Annotated in this window: 16 protein-coding genes and 3 pseudogenes; 6 read left to right on the top strand and 13 right to left on the bottom strand. The window is 70.8% G+C overall.

Annotation, left to right across the window (positions count from 1 at the left end; all coding sequences use genetic code 11):
* Positions 1-96 precede the first annotated feature (96 nt).
* From FNH08_RS23190 to FNH08_RS23180, 3 genes and pseudogenes are all read right to left on the bottom strand, one after another.
* Entirely contained in the window at positions 97-696 is a 600-nt protein-coding gene (locus tag FNH08_RS23190; protein ID WP_152773453.1) for a TIGR03086 family metal-binding protein, read from the bottom strand.
* A 75-nt stretch (positions 697-771) separates the two neighbouring features.
* Positions 772-969, bottom strand: coding sequence for a hypothetical protein (locus FNH08_RS23185; RefSeq protein WP_152773451.1), 198 nt, complete (start codon positions 967-969; stop codon positions 772-774).
* A 5-nt stretch (positions 970-974) separates the two neighbouring features.
* Positions 975-1658, bottom strand: a pseudogene (locus tag FNH08_RS23180) (IS200/IS605 family accessory protein TnpB-related protein); the annotation flags it as partial.
* Positions 1659-1818: 160 nt separating this feature from the next.
* On the opposite strand from FNH08_RS23180, the gene FNH08_RS23175 reads away from it, so the two are divergent.
* Complete coding sequence (locus FNH08_RS23175) at positions 1819-2019, top strand: ferredoxin (RefSeq protein ID WP_152773465.1); 201 nt, start codon at positions 1819-1821, stop codon at positions 2017-2019.
* Positions 2020-2043: 24 nt separating this feature from the next.
* On the opposite strand, the gene FNH08_RS23170 is transcribed toward FNH08_RS23175, so the two are convergent.
* From FNH08_RS23170 to FNH08_RS23135, 7 genes and pseudogenes are all read right to left on the bottom strand, one after another.
* Positions 2044-3567, bottom strand: a complete 1524-nt coding sequence (locus FNH08_RS23170) for a DUF2079 domain-containing protein (RefSeq protein ID WP_152773449.1) — start codon at positions 3565-3567, stop codon at positions 2044-2046.
* Positions 3568-3675: 108 nt separating this feature from the next.
* On the bottom strand, positions 3676-4389 hold the full coding sequence (locus tag FNH08_RS23165) for a DUF4328 domain-containing protein (RefSeq protein WP_152773447.1): 714 nt from the start codon (positions 4387-4389) through the stop codon (positions 3676-3678).
* A gap of 356 nt (positions 4390-4745) precedes the next feature.
* A pseudogene (locus FNH08_RS53585) lies at positions 4746-4877 on the bottom strand (HD domain-containing protein); the annotation flags it as partial.
* Between the two features lie 320 nt (positions 4878-5197).
* Entirely contained in the window at positions 5198-5710 is a 513-nt protein-coding gene (locus FNH08_RS23155) for an NPCBM/NEW2 domain-containing protein (protein ID WP_194238575.1), read from the bottom strand.
* Positions 5711-6448: 738 nt separating this feature from the next.
* Positions 6449-7324, bottom strand: a complete 876-nt coding sequence (locus tag FNH08_RS23150) for a CPBP family intramembrane glutamic endopeptidase (RefSeq protein ID WP_152773464.1) — start codon at positions 7322-7324, stop codon at positions 6449-6451.
* A gap of 264 nt (positions 7325-7588) precedes the next feature.
* The gene (locus tag FNH08_RS23140) at positions 7589-8248 is read right to left on the bottom strand and encodes a response regulator transcription factor (RefSeq protein ID WP_152773462.1); all 660 of its coding nucleotides are present in this window, start codon (positions 8246-8248) and stop codon (positions 7589-7591) included.
* A 55-nt stretch (positions 8249-8303) separates the two neighbouring features.
* A complete protein-coding gene (locus FNH08_RS23135) occupies positions 8304-9587 on the bottom strand; it encodes a sensor histidine kinase (protein WP_152773441.1) in 1284 nt (427 codons plus the stop codon).
* Between the two features lie 197 nt (positions 9588-9784).
* Between FNH08_RS23135 and FNH08_RS50855 the strand changes: the two genes are divergently transcribed.
* The 3 genes and pseudogenes from FNH08_RS50855 to FNH08_RS23120 all read left to right on the top strand — a co-directional run bounded on the left by FNH08_RS50855 (position 9785) and on the right by FNH08_RS23120 (position 11389).
* Positions 9785-10111, top strand: a complete 327-nt coding sequence (locus tag FNH08_RS50855) for a hypothetical protein (RefSeq protein ID WP_194238576.1) — start codon at positions 9785-9787, stop codon at positions 10109-10111.
* 79 nt (positions 10112-10190) lie between these two features.
* A pseudogene (locus FNH08_RS23125) lies at positions 10191-10589 on the top strand (FtsX-like permease family protein); the annotation flags it as partial.
* Positions 10590-10672: 83 nt separating this feature from the next.
* Positions 10673-11389 (top strand): transporter substrate-binding domain-containing protein, encoded by a 717-nt coding sequence (locus FNH08_RS23120; RefSeq protein ID WP_152773439.1) that lies wholly within the window; start codon positions 10673-10675, stop codon positions 11387-11389.
* Between the two features lie 159 nt (positions 11390-11548).
* Here FNH08_RS23120 and FNH08_RS23115 read toward each other — a convergent pair whose 3' ends face one another.
* Positions 11549-13246 carry a lysyl oxidase family protein gene (locus tag FNH08_RS23115; RefSeq protein WP_194238574.1) on the bottom strand — a complete coding sequence of 566 codons (1698 nt, stop codon included), beginning with the start codon at positions 13244-13246 and terminating at the stop codon, positions 11549-11551.
* A gap of 354 nt (positions 13247-13600) precedes the next feature.
* On the opposite strand from FNH08_RS23115, the gene FNH08_RS23110 reads away from it, so the two are divergent.
* Positions 13601-14671: an SCO2400 family protein gene (locus tag FNH08_RS23110; RefSeq protein ID WP_322725167.1), complete on the top strand. Its 1071-nt coding sequence runs from the start codon at positions 13601-13603 to the stop codon at positions 14669-14671.
* Positions 14672-14738: 67 nt separating this feature from the next.
* Here FNH08_RS23110 and FNH08_RS23105 read toward each other — a convergent pair whose 3' ends face one another.
* Positions 14739-15497, bottom strand: coding sequence for a dienelactone hydrolase family protein (locus FNH08_RS23105; RefSeq protein WP_152773436.1), 759 nt, complete (start codon positions 15495-15497; stop codon positions 14739-14741).
* A gap of 49 nt (positions 15498-15546) precedes the next feature.
* Positions 15547-16299, bottom strand: a complete 753-nt coding sequence (locus FNH08_RS23100; protein ID WP_322725165.1) for an NADPH-dependent F420 reductase — start codon at positions 16297-16299, stop codon at positions 15547-15549.
* Positions 16300-16435: 136 nt separating this feature from the next.
* Here FNH08_RS23100 and FNH08_RS23095 point away from each other — a divergent pair, with 136 nt between their 5' ends.
* The gene (locus FNH08_RS23095) at positions 16436-17038 is read left to right on the top strand and encodes a TetR family transcriptional regulator (protein WP_322725164.1); all 603 of its coding nucleotides are present in this window, start codon (positions 16436-16438) and stop codon (positions 17036-17038) included.
* Positions 17039-17103 lie beyond the last annotated feature (65 nt).

Below are 17103 nucleotides of genomic sequence, written 5' to 3'. Positions count from 1 at the left end.
CTCCTGGGCCATGTGGTCACCCCGGAGGCCCTCGCCGCCCTGCCCCCACCACCATGAGCACGCGCCGGGACCCACCCCGTCAGTCCGACCGCCTCGTCAGTCCGACCGCTTCCACGACGGATCGCGGCCGGCCAGTCCCAGCGCACGGTCGAACGGCGGCGCCGTGGCCGGTACCTCGACCTCGGGGCCGAACACCTTGTACTGCCGGGCCATCTCGGCCCTCCCCGCGACGTCCTCGTACAGCGCCGCCGCGAGTTCGTCGTCCACGGGCAACCGCTGCCCGGTGGCCACCGCCAGGTCCCAGCCGTGGAGCAGCCACTCCCCGAGGACGATCCCGCCGACGAAGGGGGCGGGCATCGCGCCGCCGCCACCGGTCAAGGAGGTCTCGCCCGCCCAGGCCCGTGGATCGCTCCAGGCGTCGGCGGTCGCCGCCGACCGGGCGGCGAACGCCTCGGCCCAGCCGGGCTCCGCGATGAGGTCACGTTCCTTCGCCGTCCGACCCGGCAGGTCCTGCGGCGGCTGCTTGACCGCGGCGGCCTGCCCCAGGACACCGGTCCAGTGGAACAGATGGTTCACCAGTGCCCCGACCGTCATCTCCGGGCACGGGGTGCGCAGGTCCAGGTCGTCCGGCCGGATACCGCGCACCACACCCACGGCCGCCTCCGAGGCCCTGGCCATCACGTTTCTCAGCTGCATGTCGTCCTCGCCTCTTCCCGCGTGCAGTGAGGACACGGTAGGCAGGACGACGCGGACGAGCCTTGAAGAAACGCGTCAGCGTGCCGAGTGCGGCCACGGGCGGCCTGCGACGCGTTCGATGTCGGTGTTGAACCGCTCCAGGTCGGCGACGAACCGCTTCAGGTCCTCGGGGGACCAGCCGGTGAGGACCTTGGCCAGTTTGGCGACCGTCTCCTCACGTTGGGCGGTCAGGCGCTTCCGCCCCTCCTCGGTGATACGGAACTTGCGGGCCACCGTTCCTAAAGACTGAGCGGGAGTGAGTCCTGCTGCCAGGACCCTTGCTCAGCCGGATGCCCCGAACGGTGTCGGGCGTCCTGGTTCTCCGCGTTCGCTCCGCGTCCGGCGCGCGCGGATCGTGTCCGTGGTCCGGGGATGCGGGGGCGGAGTTCCTCACGCCCCGGGGCGCCCGGTCGGGCCTGGACGGTCCGATGCCCCACACGATCACTCCGGTCGTGTGGGGGCGGTGCCGTCCTCCCCCAGTGCCTTAAGGGCCTGGGAGGTACCCCCAGCCGGATCGGGTGTCCCAGGGCGCGCCTGCCGATCGCCACGGCTGCCGCGTCGTGGCGAGTGCTCCTTTTGTTCTTGCTGGTGAGGGGCTTTTGCCAGTGCTGGGCGCCCCAGCGGCTGGTGTAGGCGGGGTCGACGGCGACGATGGTGATGCCGAGTTCGGCCGCCATCGACACCAGCCGGGCCCGCAGCCGGGACACCGGCATGCCGGAGATGAGCTTGCGGAAGCGCTTACGCCTGCCGTGTTTCTCGCGAGACTTGTCGGCGGTGAAGTCGAGGTCCTCGATCGCGATCGCGAGACTGTGGCGCCTGGCCCAGTGCAGCAGGCGGATCAGGGCGTGCCGGATCTGGGCGTCACGGTGGGCGGCGGTGCCGGACAGGTCGTAGCCGAACCGGACAGGTGCGCCGACGGGGTTGCTGCGCAGACTGCCGACCCTCCGACTGGCCGTGCCCGTCGAGGAGTTGCAGCGTGTCGAGGGCCTCCTCGTCGGCGGCCTGCGTACGGTGCCGGTGCGGTGGTAACCAGAAGAACAAAAAGGACTAAAAGTTACCAAAGGAGATAAAGGGGTGACGGGCATGAAGGTCAGCGTGGACGAGGACAAGTGCTGCGGTGCCGGGCAGTGCGTGATGCTCGCGCCGGAGGTGTTCGACCAGCGGGAGGACGACGGCATCGTCCTCCTCCTCGACGCCGAGCCCGCCCCGGACCAGCACGCCACGGTCCGGGAGGCGGCCGCGATGTGCCCCTCGGGCGCCATCGCGCTCCACGAGGGTTCGTAGCGGCCCCGCGCTCATGGGTGGCCGTCAGGACCGGCGTTCGAGGACCACGTACCCCAGGCGGGCACCCGTGATCACGTACCGGGCCTTGGGGTGCAGCCTGCGGGCGTGGCCCACGGGGTCGGGATACCGGCCGCCGGTGTTGTCGAGGGCGATGTAGTCCGGGGTGACCCCGCGGGTGTTGCCGATCCAGAAGACGCGGCAGCGGGAGGTGAGGCGGCTGATGGGGCCGAGGCCGGCCTCGACGGTCGCGCCGTCCGGGATGGCGGCCAGCATCTTCTCGGCGGCGGTGACGCGCTCGGGTGTGCGGTAGGCGGCGGGCTCGGTCAGCGCGCGCAGGGGGAGGCTGGTGCTGAGCGCGAGGGCCGCCGCGGCGACGGCGGCGGGCAGCTGTTGCCCGTACGAGCGCAGCCAGGGGCGCGGGCTGCGGCGGGTGGCGGTGATGGCGTCGGCCAGGGCGAGGAACACGACCGGCATCAGGACCGCGCTGTAGTGCCAGTCCGTGCCCCAGTAGTGGTCGTCCGAGGAGACGAAGCGCCAGCCGAGGGTGGGCAGCGCGATGAGGAGCAGCGGGGAGCGCAACGCCAGGAACCCGCTGGTGGGGAGCAGCAGCCAGGCCAGGGTGTCGAGTTTGGTCCCGGCACCGTCGAAGAGGGAGAAGCCGCCGTCGACCTTGGCCCAGTAGTCGTAGTCGCCGGTCGTGTTGAAGGCCGGGATGACAACGGTGAGGGTGGCCAGGGTGGCGGCGGCTCCCAGGGCGGCCACGGCCAGCGCGTACGGGACGGTGCGCGGGGAGGAGCGGCGGGCGCGAACGGCGACGACGACGGCGATGGCCGCCAGCGTCAGCCCCTGGTCCTCCTTGACCAGGACCAGCGGCAACGCCCAGAGCAGCGCCCGGCGCCAGCGCCCGGCCAGCAGGGCCTCCAGCGCGAAGGCGATCAGCGGTACGGCGAAGCAGATCTCGTGGAAGTCGACGTCGACGGCACGCTGAAGGCCCCAGGACAGGCCGTACGCGATACCGAGCGCGAGTCCGCGGCTCCGCCCCAGCAGCCCGGCGGCCGCCCGCGTGACCGGCACGGCCGACAGCGCGAACAGCGCGGCCTGGGCCACGAGCAGCGTGACCGGCGAGGGGAAGACCCGGTAGACGGGGGCGAGGAGAGCGGTGACCGGGCTGAAGTGGTCACCGAGGACGTTGGTCCCCGGGCCCTTGAGATCGACGATCGGCACCTGGAGGTGGGCGTACGCACGCACGGCCTGCTCGAAGATGCCGAGGTCCCAGGAGCGGGTGGCCATGTGCCGGTAGCGGGCGACGGAGAGCGTGGCGTACGCGACGAAGAGGACGGCCGCGAGGAGGTACGGATCACGGTGGCCGGTCGGCTGCGGGCGCCGGTCACGCGGGGGGAGCGTGACCGGCTCCGGTATGAGGGGCGCGGGTGTGGTCGGCGCCGGTATGAGGGGCGCGGGCGTGGTCGGCGCCGGTATGAGAGGCGCGGACGACACCGACACCGACGGCGGCGAGGCCGGGGCGTCCGGGCCGGGCAGGGCGGTCATGGATCTCCCTGGTGGCGGCGGTGGTGACCACGTTCCGGTGGTGGCGACCACGTTCCATACGGTGCCGGGATTATGTCCGAACGGCGCCGCGCCCCGGACGCAGGGGTCTCACCCCCCGGCGACGGGACCGGCGGACGCGGATGCCGTGACCGCCTGTGAGGTGCCGTCCAGGCGGTCCTGCTGCACCTTCGTGAGGGTGCGGACGACGAGGACGGCTGCCACGGCCGCGCCGATGACCGCCGCGTCGGCCACCAGCAGCTGCCACACGTCCGTGTAGGCGCGCCCGATGACGTCGTCGGTGTCGTCGGCGTAGATCAGGCCCACCCCGCCGAGCATCCCGGCCAGCCACAGGCCCCACCACCAGTTCACGACACTCGGCAGCCGCTGTCCCGGAGCGCTCGCCCGGTGGATGTCGACGACGATGCCGCGGGGCACCCACAGGTTCATGATCGGCACGATCCAGCCCACGTACATCCACGGCCACACGTAGCGCGCGCGTTCGCCGGAGAAGGCGCGCGCGTTGTCCCGGACGCGCCACAGCCAGTTCAGGAAGGCGGCTGCGCAGAGCACCGTGGCGACTTCTCCCAGGGAGCTGACGAAGTGGTAGCTGTCCTCCAGCGCGGTCGGCTCGCGGTGTTGGCCGCCACCCTGGTCGATCGGCCCTGACGCCGGCATGCCCGCCACGGCGAGTCGTATGTGCCAGACGGCCCGGGCCGCCCAGGCGGCTCCGGCCAGCGCGAGCCCGGCGACGGCGATACGGGCCGTTCCCCGGACCGGGCGCGCGGGAGGCTGTGTCATGTTCACCACGTCATCGTTGTTCATGCCCTCCTAGACGAGAAATCCCGCCCTCCGGATGCGGCGTTCGACGTACACCTGCCCTCCGTACACGCGCCCTCCGCATGCGGCACGCGACGCACACGCGCCCTCCCGAGTCCTGCCGGGAGAGAGCAATTGGATTCTGAGTCCCAGCGACACGCCGCATGCACGGCGTGTCGCTGGGACGCCGGAGCCAATTGACGGCCTTTCCACGCATTCGCAGCTGGCCCATGCGGCGGACACGTCGAGGTTGCCCCGCCCAAGGATGGCGTGGCCTCTGGGACAGACCCCGCCTCCCGCGGCCGCTGTCAGCTCTGCTTCTCACCGAGGGCTGCACGCAGCCAGTCCAGGGAACCGGTCTCCAGCACCGCGTCGGCGAGTTCGTTCGCGGTCTCGTGCTCGGCCACCGATTCGGGGTCGCGTACGCCTGCCATCCACCTACCGGTGCGCTTGGTCTGCTTCAGTGTTCCCGCCTCGTACAGGAACCTCGCCAAACTTAGTTATTCCACGGGGCGAAATCTAGATACGGAAAACGAACGCCATCGTCGAATGGCTTGCGCTCCGCAAGATTGCCAAGTCCCCAAAAGAGGGCAACTACTCCAGTCAGGATGTAAATAACGGCCCAAAATGCACCTATGATCGCCCACCATATGCACCACGCAATCCCTCTGACAAATTTCAGAATAATGTTATCGACCAATGGCGGTATACCAGAAGACATCACTCTAAGATCCTTCCCGCGCGGCCCTGCGGATCTGATAACTACCCCTTGGGTAGGCCAGCCCAGCGAGTGCCCTCTAGAAGGCGAGGGCCCTTAAGGGGTGCTGAGTCGAGCATCTCCCCATACCCCGTAGCAGTAGCTGTCGATGTCTTCGGAAGATTGGTAAGAGACCTTAAGGGTCAGCCGGAGCTTACCGGAAACGTTAAGGTCGATCTCACTCGACTCACCGATTTCCATTTGCTCCTCGTATAGGACTTTTCCGTCTCCGAAGACCTCGAACTTCAGCACTGATTCACTCGGAGAATCGTCGCGCAGTCCGATGGTCGCATCAAAACTGCGCCACTTACGACCCAGATTATATTCGGCGTCACCATAGGGAACGTAGCTCTTGTCGGCCCTCATGGCCACGCTTTGCGAATACTGTTCGCCGTCGATCTCTGCGGACTCGTTTTCTACACCGTATTCCGATCTCAACGGATCAATCTCGCTGAGGTACTGTTCTTGAGAGCCCTGGTTAACGGTTGCAGCCACCGCAATAGGTGCAGTTGGCAAACAGAATCCCGCTATCGACATTGCCGTGATCGCCGTGAAGGTCCGCCTCTTCACATTCATAACCCTATCCTCTTGCGTGCTTCACTTGCGAAACATGATTATCAGGTGAGCAAGAAAGATAGGTGTTTCATCATCGGGCCCGTAAACATGAGACCGACTCCAGATCTGCTTCGCTACTTCCAGGATGCACCCAGCTGGAGGTCAGCGCATCTTACGTCTGAGTCCTCATATCCAGCTGTGAGACCAAGGAAGTCACCTCCCCGCGCGGAAAGATGCGGCGTTTCATGGAGCCCTGCACCCGGCTGGCAGTTACCGTAACCCCTCGCGTCGCTGTTCTACAGACTCTGCCTACTCAGCGCGCTTCCCCACACGCCTCCCCTGCGCAACTCTTCGGGACGAAGAGGTCGTGCCAGACGCGTGCCAGGTCCTGCGGGGAACCTCGGGAGTACAGAGATATCGAGTGACGGTCCACCAGGGTGCCAGTCCTCTTCTTCCCAGGTCAGCAGGGCATATCAGGTCAGGAGACACGAGCTTCCCAAGCTGAGAGCGCTGTGTGGTGACCAACCTGATTGCATCTGGGCAGCTCTGCTCTGTGGTGGTGGCTAGCTTCGGTGAGGGGTCACACCGTGCCTACGTGTCTGACAGTGCTTGGCACCTTTCGGACGCCGTGATCACTGCGTCCATGGTCGCATTCTCTCGTTGTTCAGCCGTGTGCCGTGCTCGGCGCGTGCCCGAGGGCGCGCGGCCACTGGGGTCGCGTGCCCTCGCGGGTGCGTCGAACGGGTCGGCATGTCAGGCCGTCCGGGCCGGCAGCGTGTCGGTGTGGGGCGCCGGTGGGCAGCCGAGGCGGCCCCGGGTGGTGGCGAGGAGGATGAGGGCCGCCGTGAGGAGGGCGAGCAGGGAGGCGTTGGAGGCGCTCTCGCGGGACAGCCACGGGAACATGTCCGCCGCGGCGATGGAGAAGTAGTTGTTGACGCCGCAGTGCAGCAGCATCACCAGCGGCATGCTGCCGCCGGAGCGGTTGAACACCCAGGTCATCACGAAGCTGAAGGCGATGGCGGTGACGACGAACTTCAGCACGGCCGTCCCGGTCACGTCCGGGTAGCCGCCCCACTCGGTCAGGAACAGCGGCAGGTGCCAGAGACCCCACAGCGGACCGACGATGACGGTGGCGGCCAGCGGGCCGAAGCGGTCCTGCAGTCGGGGCATGGCGAACTCGCGCCAGCCGGGCTCCTCGGCGAGGCCGGTGGTGATCATCTGGAGGAGCAGGCCGGGCAGGAACGCGGCCAGGATCATCGCGGACGGCATCTGCGGGGCGCGGTCGCCGAGCGCGACCACCGCGAGGGTCAGCGCCGCGGGCACCGCGACCAGAACCACGGCGTACCAGCGCCAGTTGACGCGGAACTTGGTCATCCGGCTCCGCCAGGCCCGCAGCCCCGCGCGTCCCTCGGTGATCCCGGTGACCAGGAGCGCCGACGTGATCGGGCCGAGGTAGGCGCCGGGCAGCACGCCGAGGAGCTGGCTGCCGCCGGCGCCCCCGGGGAAGGTGAAGTGCCACAGGCCCAGGCCGTTCTCGGAGAGTGCGTACGGGACCCAGGCCGTCCAGCTCAGCAGGAACGTCAGCGAGAAGAACCAGGTCAGGGGGCGGTGGCGGATGCTGCCGCGCAGGCCGGTGGTGACGTCCTGACGGCCCTCCCCACGGCCCTCCCTGCCACCTCCACGGCCCTCGCCGCCGCCCTTACCGCCCTCGCCGCCGCCCTTACCGCCCTTGCCGGCCGGGCCGGTCTCGATGCTGACGGGTGCCTGGATGCTCACCGCTATGTCCCTTCGGAGGGGGCTGTTGTGACGTGTTCAGCACATCAGCGCCGCGTCCGAGGGTCATTGCCGTGCGTGCCCCAGGCGGAGGTACAGCAGGCTGTACCCGAGGGGTCGTCAGGCGCGGCGGCGGGCGTCCTCCAGGTACTGCAGGACGGCGGCCACCCGCCGGTCCACGTGGTCGGTCGGCGACAGGTCGAGCTTGGCGAAGATGCTGCGGATGTGCTTGTGCACCGCGCCGTCCGTCACGACGAGCCGTTCCGCGATCGCGCTGTTGCCCAGCCCCTCGGCCATCAGGGCGAGGACGTCGCGCTCGCGGCGGCTGAGGCGTTCCAGGCGGGTGTCCTGGTGGGAGCGGGTGAACAGCTGGGCGACGACCTCGGGGTCGATGGCGGTGCCGCCGGACGCCACCCGGTGCAGTGCGTCGAGGAACTCCTCCACGCGCCCGACCCGTTCCTTGAGCAGATACCCGAGGCCGTTCACACCGCCGGTCAGCAGCTCGGTGGCGAAGGACTGCTCGACGTATGCGGACAGCACCAGGACGGCCAGGTCGGGGCGGCGGCGCCGGGCCTCGACGGCCGCGCGGACGCCTTCGTCGGTGTGCGTGGGCGGCATCCGTACGTCGAGGATGGCGACGTCGGGCTTGTGCGTGTCGACGGCGTCCAGCGCCCCGTCGGGGGTACCCGCCGTGGCCACCACGTCGAGCCCCTCGGCGCGCAGCAGCAGGGCGAGGCCCTCGCGCAGCAACAGGTCGTCCTCGGCTATCACGATCCGCAGGTCACGGTCCGTCAGCTGGTCACGGTCCGTCAGCTGATTACGGTCCGTCAGCTGGTCACGATCCACAGGGAAGGTCCACTTCAAGGGTTGTCGGCCCGCCGGCCGGGCTGGTCACGCGGAGCGTACCGTCGTGCGCCGCCACCCGGCGGCGGATCCCGGTGAGCCCGGAGCCGCCGTCCTCGTCGGCGCCGCCCCGGCCGTCGTCCTCGATCCGGAGGTTCAGCCGGCCGCCCCGGGAACGGACCGTCACCGCCGCCTGTCCGGCGCCACTGTGCTTGGCGATGTTCGTCAGTGCCTCGGCGACCACGAAGTAGGCGGTGGCCTCGACGGAGGCTGCGCACCGTTCGGGTGCCTCGACGTCGGTCCGGCACGGCACCGCGCACTCGGCGGCCAGCCCGGACAGCGCGCCCGCGAGCCCCCGGTCGGCCAGCACCGGGGGCAGGATGCTGCGGGAGACGGTACGCAGTTCGGCCAGGGCCTGTTCGGCGGCGGACTGGGCGCGCTCGAGGAGTTCGTCGGCACCGGCCGGGTCGCGGGCCACCTGGCGGCGGGCGGCGCCGAGCAGGACGGTGACCGTGACGAGCCGGTTCTGGGTGCCGTCGTGCAGCGAGCGCTCGATACGGCGCAGCTCGGTGGCGTGGGCGTCCAGGGCGGCGGCGCGGGTGGCGGTCAACTCCGCGACACGCAGGGAGAGATCGGTGTCGGGCCCGGCCGCGAGGAACCGCCGCCCGGGCGCGGCCTGCAAGCGGGCCATACCCGGGGTCAGCCCGAGGATGATGGCGATCCAGCCCACGCCGAGGAGGGTCACGGCCAGGGCCTCCGGCCAGGTCTGCGCGTTGCCGAAGCCCAGCGACGTGGCATCCGCTTCCTTGGGCGCGAACGGCCACAGCAACGGGAAGACGCTGTCCCGGAGGGCGACAAGCGGCAGCAGTACGCCGAGCAGGCCCAGCAGCAGACCGAACGTGGCGTGCCGGACCAGCCAGCGCAGCTCCCGCCGGGTCGTGGGGTCGACGAGGGCGAGCCGCAGCCGTGTGGGCGGGGGGTCCGGGGCGTACACGTCGGGGCCGTAGCGGGAGAGCCGGGCGCGTTCCCGGCCGGCCAGGGCGTGCAGCGCGCCCAGCACGGCGGGCGCCATCAGCAGCCCCACGCCGACGAGGCTCAACACGGCGGTGACGGCCAGCCAGACCAGCACGATCAGCGCGAGCAGGGCCGTACCGAGTCCGGTCGCGAGCTGTCCGGTCGCGCTGCCCGCGGCGCCCACGGCCCGTACGGCAACCTCCTTGAGGCCCGCACCCCGTTCCACGTGCCCCTCCTCGGCCGCGGAGTCCTGTATGGCCATTCGCCCTCCCTCCCTATGTATGGCGAACGACCTTATGCAGCACACAAGTTCGGCGTCAGCCCGGGAGCCGCGAAGCGCGAAGTACAGCCTGCTGTACCCCGGACCGGGCGGACTGCGGGATCGGCCGGAAGAGGCCCCGGTCCATAGCGTCGGTGACGACAGCCGAAGAGGTACGCACCGAGCAGAGGAACCCCGCCATGGCGAGCACGAGTACGGGTACGAGCACGGGTACAGGTACGAGCACGGGTACGGGTACGGGTACGGGTACGGGTACGGGCACCAGCACGCACACGGCCCCCTACCGCCTCACCGCCGAAGACCGCTCGCCCGGCACCAGGTCGCCCGCCGTCTCCCGCGGCGCCGTCGTCCGTACGCTGCTCTGGACCGTGCTCGTGATCAGCGCGGTCGCCAACATGCTGGCCTCGTACGCCGCCGCCGGCATCTGGCTGAACCTGGCCAGCGGCCTGGTCACCCTGCTCTGCGCCGGCACCCTCGTCACGCGCAAGCTGCGGGCACGCCGATGAACGCCCCCGTCGCCACCTCCACCGCCACCGCGCGGAAGGCGCCGCCATCGACTCGGGCTCCGGTACGTCCGGCACCGGCACCCCGCCCGAGGTGTGGATCAACCTGGCCGTCATCGTCGTCCTGCTCGGCTACCTGCTGCTCAGCATCGCCAACAAGCTCGTCGCGGCCACCTCCCAGCGGCGGGCCGAGATCGCCGCCCTGCGCCTGGTCGGTACGACACCGCGTCAGATCCGGGTGATGATGCGCCGGGAGGCCGCCGTGATCGCCGCCTCCGCGCTCACCACGGGCCTGCTGCTGTCCGCCGTCCCGCTCGCCCTGCTCGGGCAGGGCTTCCTCGGCCGCCCCTGGCCCCAGGGGCCCGCCTGGCTCCTGCCCGCCATCGCGGCCACGGTCGTCGCGACGGCCTTCCTCACCATCGAGCTGCCGACCAGGCAGGCCCTGCGGACGCCGCCGGCCGAGGCCCTGCGCGCGCCGTGAGAGCGGAGCACCGGCGCCGGGGGGGAGGCGACTCGACGGTCCGTCAGGCGGCTACAAGGACGCCGCTGCCTAGACTCCTGCCCATGAGCCTGGCCTCCCTCGCCGCCGACCTCGCGCCCACCGGTGCCCTGCGCGCGTCCATCAACCTCGGCAATCCCGTCCTCGCCCAGGGCACGCCGGACGCGCCGAGCGGCATCACCGTCGATCTCGCCCGGGAGATCGGGGCCCGGCTCGGTGTCCCCGTGGAACTGCTCTGCTTCGACGCCGCACGGAAGTCGTTCGGGGCGATGGCCGAGGGGCGGGCCGATCTGTGTTTCCTCGCGATCGAGCCCGCCCGCGAGGCGGAGGTCGCGTTCACGGCCCCGTACGTGCTCATCGAGGGCGTGTACGCCGTACCCCGGGACTCCGCGCCGCAGACACCCGAGGACATCGACGTGCCCGGCGTCCGGATCGGGGTGAAGGCCGGCTCCGCGTACGACCTCTACCTCACCCGCACCCTGCGCCACGCCACCCTCGTGCGCGGTGACGAAGGCGTCGACGTGTTCGCCGCGCAGGGCCTGGAGGCGGGCGCGGGCATCCGGCAGCCGATGACCGCGTACGCCGAGGCGCACCCCGAAGTCCGGCTGATCCAGGAGCGGTTCATGGAGATCCGCCAGGCAGTGGGCACGACGACGACCCGACGACCGGAGACCGTCCGGTTCCTGCGGGAGCTGATCGAGGAACTCAAGGCGAACGGCTTCGTCGCGGCGTCACTGCGCAGGGCGGGACAGTCCGGGACGCTGGCGGCCCCGCCCGCCTGAGAGGGCTCGGCGAAGTCGGCTGCGGTACCGCGCCCCGTCAGGGGCGCGGGGAACTGCGCGACCAGCCCCCACCGGCCCGCAGTTCACATACTTCCAATGGAGCGTTCTGCCCGCCTCCCGAAGCGGAGGCGGGCAGAACCGTGAGACTGTCAGGGACCGTTACGGCGCGTCGATCAGATCGTGCGGCGGAACCTTCACCGTGCGGGCACCCTCCGTACCGCCCAGAATGACCTTGCGGAGCGCGACGTTGTTGTTGAGGTTGGTCTCCTTCAGGCGCTTCTCCGGGTTGGCGATGACCTGGATGTAGTACGTGCCGTTCGGCAGGTCGGTGATGTCGAAGGACTGGCCGGGACGGTACTGGGTGTACGTGTCGCCGGAGCCGACGTCGAGGACCTCGCGCACGGAGATGGAGTTCTGCTCACCGCAGGCGGTCTCCAGGTCCGTGTTGTACGGGTGCCAGTTGGCGTTCTTCACCGTGTAGTCGATCGCGTCGGTGTTGGCCAGGCAGAACGCCTCCTTGCCGCTGCGCACCTCCTTCGTCTGGTCCTCGCTCAGCAGCCGGTAGCTGGCGAAGTCCGTGAAGTGCCAGTGCTCGTGGCCCTCGCGCGGGTCCCACTCCATGGTGCCGGTGGGCGTGTACCCGACCTGCTTGCCGTCCGCGTCGTAGAAGTACTGGTACGCGTCCATCAGGTCCTTGCCGGGGCTGCGGAAGCCGTCCACGACGAGGGGCGCGGGGCCCGCGTTCCAGACGTTGGCGCTGAAGGCGAGGTAGTCCTTGCCCGGTACGTCGCCGTCCTCGCCGTCGGTGATGGCTATGTCCCAGGCGGGCAGGGACCGCAGGTCCGGCTTGGGCACGTCCGCCGGGACGGCCGCCCGGCCGGTGGGCCGCTGTGCGTTGGGCTTCAGCGCGGGCGCGATACGCGAGCCGTCGGTGTGCCCGCGCCCGTCGCCCAGGTGGGTCGCCGTGCCCCGGTCCTGCAGCGCGTGCGACAGGGCACCCGGGGTGGGGGCGTCGGCGCCGCGGGGACCGTAGTGGTGGGAGGCGCCGCCGGCGGACTGAGCGGAGGGCGTGCCGTGGCCGGAGCCGCCGTGGCCGGAACCGTGGTGGGCGGAGGACCGCGAGGAGGCCAGGCCCTCCCCGCCCTCGTCGCTCTGCTGACGCACCGTCAGCTTGATGGCCGGCCGGTCGTTGGGGATGCCGAACAGGTCGCGGTACTTCTTGGCCACCGAGACCGTGGCCGTGTACTCGCCCGCCGGCAGGTCCACCGGGTTGTCGTAGTCGACCGTGCTGGTGTTGGACGCCCAGCCGTTCTCGACGCCCCACACCGAGCCCAGCGTCCACGGGTTGGTGGAGCAGCTCTCCGGGTAGTGCGAGGTCGCCGGGGCGTCCGGACGGATCCGGCCGGCGGCGTTGTTCGGGCAGTAGGTGCCCTTGGTCTTCGCCACCTCCTCGCCGGCCGCGTTCTTGATGGTCACGTTGAGGAAGCCGGACAGCCCGGAGAAGTCCTTCACCATCCCGGCGGGCAGCTTCTTCGTCTTCGTGGTCGTGCCGTCGCGCAGGACCTGCTTGGCGACGACGGGGTCCTTGTACGACTTCCGGGTCACCTTGAACTCGAACGGCGCGTTGTCGACCGTGAGGTACGTGCCGAGGTCCAGGTAGATCCCCTCGTCCTCCCACCGGTCGAGCGTCACGGAGTTCGACGCGGCGATCAGTTTGAGCTTCGGCGTACCGGGCGTGCTCGCCGAGTCCGCCCCGGCCCCGGGAGCGGACCCCGCGATGGCGGCGACCACGGTGAGCGCGGCTCCCGTGGAGAGCGCGGCACGCCGTAGGTGACTGCGGTGTTCCTGTCTGGTCATCGGTTCCTCGTCTGCGAGTGCCATGGTCAGTGGCATCGGACTGGCCTGCCCACAGCCGACCGACGGCGGGACGCACCCCAACGCGCCCCCTGCGCCGAATCTGTGAGCAATCTGTGAGACCGGTGAAAAGACCGCCGGGGTTGCCTGGTGAGACCGGAAAAAACAGAGTCGGCGGGAGGGACACGTCCGGGCCGAACGTCCTGGAACGTCCCGTTCATCTGCCGTTCGGCGGGCGGCACATGGCCGACGCACGCGCGGCGCCCCGGAGAATCCGTGCAGGAGTGTCACACAGCCTGCACACACACATTCGACTGGCTGGTTAGCGTTACAGGCCGCTCGCCACCACGTGCGACCGTGACCAGGCCGCAGCCCGGCTGGGTCGACGGCCCAGTCAACCCGGGAAGACCGCAGATGGACTACTGCTCCAATTGTCGTCGACATCTCAACAGCGCCCTGGTGTGCCCCGGGTGCGGCGCCTACGCCCCGGACATCGCTCCGGTCGTCGCGGGCGGCCGTACCGTCCCGGCCCGGCCCGCCGCGGCACCGCCGAGCGACCCGGTGAGCGCCCCGGCTGACACGACGGCGCCGTGGGAGCCCACGGGGTCGCCCAGCTCGTGGTTCGACCCCCGTCCTCGCGACAAGGCGGCGCTCGGAGCCGGCGCGCACGCGGCCGGTGCCCACAGGGCTGGTGTACACAGGGCCGGTGTGCACGAGGCCCCGGAAACCGCGCCGTACGGCGACGTCGAGAGCACTGTCGAAGGGGCCGAAGGGGTCGAAGGGGCACCTCCCGCGCCGCAGGGGCGGGCCGCGCGGCGGCGCCAGAGGGCCCGTTGGAAGAAGAACCAGCGCCGTGCCGTGGTCGCGACCACCGTCGCCCTCATCGGGGGCAGCCTGACCTTCGCCTCGATGGACCGGTCCGCCAACGACAAGACGCAGGCGGCCACGGCGCCGGAACTCCCGCGCACCAACGGCGGCGCCGCCGAGGAACCGACGGCGGAGCTCAGCCTCCCGCAGTCGCCGGGCACGGACGCGCGCCGTTCCTCGCCCACCCCCACGAAGCCGCCCGCGAGCAACGCCCCGCGCGAGCAGTCCGCGGCTGCCCCGCCGCACGTCTCGCGCCAGCAGACACGGCCGGACACCGGCTCCGCTCCTGACACGACGACGTCGTCGGCCTCGAAGTCGAAGCCCGGCTCTTCGTCCTCCGGCGGATCGGGCTCCGGCCAGGGCGGCACGGGCACGGGTGCGCAGGCATCCACGCCCACACCGACTCCTACGCCCACCCCCTCCGACCCCGACGACTCGGGCTCCGGCTCCGGCTCCGGCTCGGGCTCCGGCTCGAACGCGGGCACGACACCGACGAGCCCCGCACCGGAGGAGTCGTCGCCGGATCAGCTCTGCCTGCTCGTGATCTGCCTGGGCGGCTGATCTCGCCTGACCCCGCCTGACCTGACCTGGCCTGACCTGACCTGACCTGGCCTGACCTCGCCCTCGGTCAGAGCGCGCGGTTCAGGAGGTCCAGCAGGGCAGTCCAGTGTCGCTCGGCCGCCTCGGCGCCGTACATGGCGGTGTCGGCCTGGGTGAAGCCGTGGTGGGCACCTGCGTAGACCTCGGTGCGGTGACGGACGCCGGCCTCGGTGAGCGCCTTGTCGAGGCGGTCGATCTGCTCGGCGGGGTTGGTGGCGTCCTGGTCCGCGTGGCCGAAGTAGAGCTCGGCGGTGACGCGGCCGGCGAGCAGATGAGGGCTGTCGGGCGCGTCGGTCGCGAGGTACGCCCCGTGGAAACCGGCCGCCGCGGCGACCCGGTCCGGGTGGGTGCCCGCGGTGCGCAGGGCCAGTCCGGCGCCCATGCAGTAACCGGTGACACCAGCGGGGCCGTCCGTCGTGAGCGGGGAGGCGGCCAGCCAGTCGAGGTAGGCGGCGGCGTCCCGCATGGCGGCCTCAGGGGTGAGCGTCGCCATGAACGGGCGGATGTCCTGGATGATCTCCGGGCGCTCGGCCGGGTTGATGAACTCGGGCAGCTCCACCAGCGGCGCCCTGCCGTGGCGGTACATGACGTTGGGGACGAGCACGGTGTATCCCGCCGCGGCGAGACGGTCCGCCATGTTCTTCAGGTGCGGGCGCAGGCCGAAGGCGTCCATGTACATCAGGACGGCGGGGCGCGGGGCGTTGTCGTCAGGGGTGGCCAGATAGGCGTCGGCGGTTCCGTCCGGGGTCGGGACGTCGACGGTCGATCCGTGCACGGCGGTGCTCATGGCTGTCGGGTCGCTCCTTCTCGTGGTGTCTTGGTGGCAGGGACCGGGCTCAGCCGCCCGAGAGGGCCGCGCGGGAGCCGCCCGCCGTACCCCGGACGGCCGTCGCGGCCAGTTCCCCGACCCTCGCGGCGGATACGGGGACGCCCGGGGTCTCGAAGAACCAGCGCTGCCCCTCCTCCTGACTCATCCCCTCGGGCCGGGGCGCCAGATACGGCGTGACGTAGACAGGTGTGCCGGGCTCACTGCGCCAGCTGTCGGCGAGGGTGCCGATGTCCACCGCGTCGTACCCGAGGACGTCGAGGAGCCCGGTCACGTCCGCCTTGGCTGCCGGGTCGTCGCCCGCGACGGGCAGGGCGCTGCGGTCGGGGGCACCGACGGGCCGGGCGGAGGTGAACAGGCGCTGGAAGTCGATGTTGTTGAACGCCTTGACCACGCTGGACTCGGCGAGGTGCCGCTGGACCAGGGCGCTGGAGGTCAGCTCGCCCGCGTCCAGCGCGGCGACGCGGCCGTCGCGCTCCGGGTAGTAGTTCATGGTGTCGATGACGGTCCGGCCCGCCAACTCCGCCGTGGGCAGCCGGTCGTAGGCGCTCAGGGGAACAGTGGCCACGACCAGGTCACCGGCGAGGGCGGCCTCGGCGGGCGTGGCCGCTCGGGCGTGCGCGCCGAGTTCGGCGGCAAGGTCGGCGAGGGTCTCGGGGCCGCGGGAGTTGCTGAGCACGACATTCAGGCCCGCGCGGACGGCGAGGCGGGCCAGCGCGCCGCCGATCATGCCGCTGCCGATGAGTCCGAGGGTCTTGACCACGGGGACGTACCTCCGTTCAGTCGACGGTCCCGGACCAGCCGGTGAAGCAGCGATCCAGGTGTGAAACTGAGTGTCACGGTAGCGACTGAGTATCTACTGTGCAATCCGGGGCCGATGAGGAAGCTACGATCGCAGGGTGACCGAAACCGCGCGTACGAACACGAGGGACATCGCCCGGGCCGCCGTGCGGGCCCAACTGGCCCAGGTGGCCTTCGAGTTGTTCCATCGCGAGGGCTTCGACAAAGTCACGCTCGACGACCTGGCCGCGGCCGCCGGGGTCTCGCGCAGCACGTTCCTGCGCTACTTCGGCACCAAGGAGGACGCCGTCCTCGCCGCCTTCGACGGCCACGACCGCCGGCTCGCCGACGCCCTGCGCGCCCGCCCCTCCGGCGAGGACGACTGGACGGCTCTGCGCCGCGCCCTGGACACCGTCATCGAGCGCTACCACCAGGACCCGGCCGCCGCCCTCGCGACGACCCGGCTCGTCCGGGAGACGCCCGCCCTGTGCGCCCGGCACCTGGAGAAGCAGCACGGCTGGCGCCCCGCCCTGGCCGAGGCCCTGGCGGAACGCGCCGGCTCCGCCGACTCCGCCGATTCCCCGACGCTCGGCCAGTCGGTACGGGCCGCGGCGGCCCTGGACTGCCTGAACGTCGCCCTCGACCACTGGCTCGCCTCCGACGGCCGCCTGGACCTGGTCGACCTCCTGGACGAGGCCTTCGCCGCACTCGCGCCCCGGTGACCACGGGCCCGCCCCGCCCACCGCGCAAGGTCAGCCCGACTGCCTCAACCCCGTCTCTCTCAGCC

Origin of the sequence: Streptomyces spongiae (assembly GCF_009377185.1) — a bacterium.
GTDB lineage: Bacteria > Actinomycetota > Actinomycetes > Streptomycetales > Streptomycetaceae > Streptomyces > Streptomyces spongiae.
This window is presented reverse-complemented; position numbering and strand designations above follow the sequence as displayed.

Excerpts from the sequence above, each read along its gene's own strand:
- FNH08_RS23175 (WP_152773465.1), top strand. The coding sequence starts at position 1,819 with ATGAAGGTCAGCGTGGACGAGGACAAGTGCTGCGGTGCCGGGCAGTGC.
- FNH08_RS50855 (WP_194238576.1), top strand. The coding sequence starts at position 9,785 with ATGGCGAGCACGAGTACGGGTACGAGCACGGGTACAGGTACGAGCACG.
- FNH08_RS23115 (WP_194238574.1), bottom strand. The coding sequence starts at position 13,246 with ATGACCAGACAGGAACACCGCAGTCACCTACGGCGTGCCGCGCTCTCC.
- FNH08_RS23170 (WP_152773449.1), bottom strand. The coding sequence starts at position 3,567 with ATGACCGCCCTGCCCGGCCCGGACGCCCCGGCCTCGCCGCCGTCGGTG.
- FNH08_RS23135 (WP_152773441.1), bottom strand. The coding sequence starts at position 9,587 with ATGGCCATACAGGACTCCGCGGCCGAGGAGGGGCACGTGGAACGGGGT.
- FNH08_RS23190 (WP_152773453.1), bottom strand. The coding sequence starts at position 696 with ATGCAGCTGAGAAACGTGATGGCCAGGGCCTCGGAGGCGGCCGTGGGT.
- FNH08_RS23105 (WP_152773436.1), bottom strand. The coding sequence starts at position 15,497 with ATGAGCACCGCCGTGCACGGATCGACCGTCGACGTCCCGACCCCGGAC.
- FNH08_RS23165 (WP_152773447.1), bottom strand. The coding sequence starts at position 4,389 with ATGAACAACGATGACGTGGTGAACATGACACAGCCTCCCGCGCGCCCG.
- FNH08_RS23120 (WP_152773439.1), top strand. The coding sequence starts at position 10,673 with ATGAGCCTGGCCTCCCTCGCCGCCGACCTCGCGCCCACCGGTGCCCTG.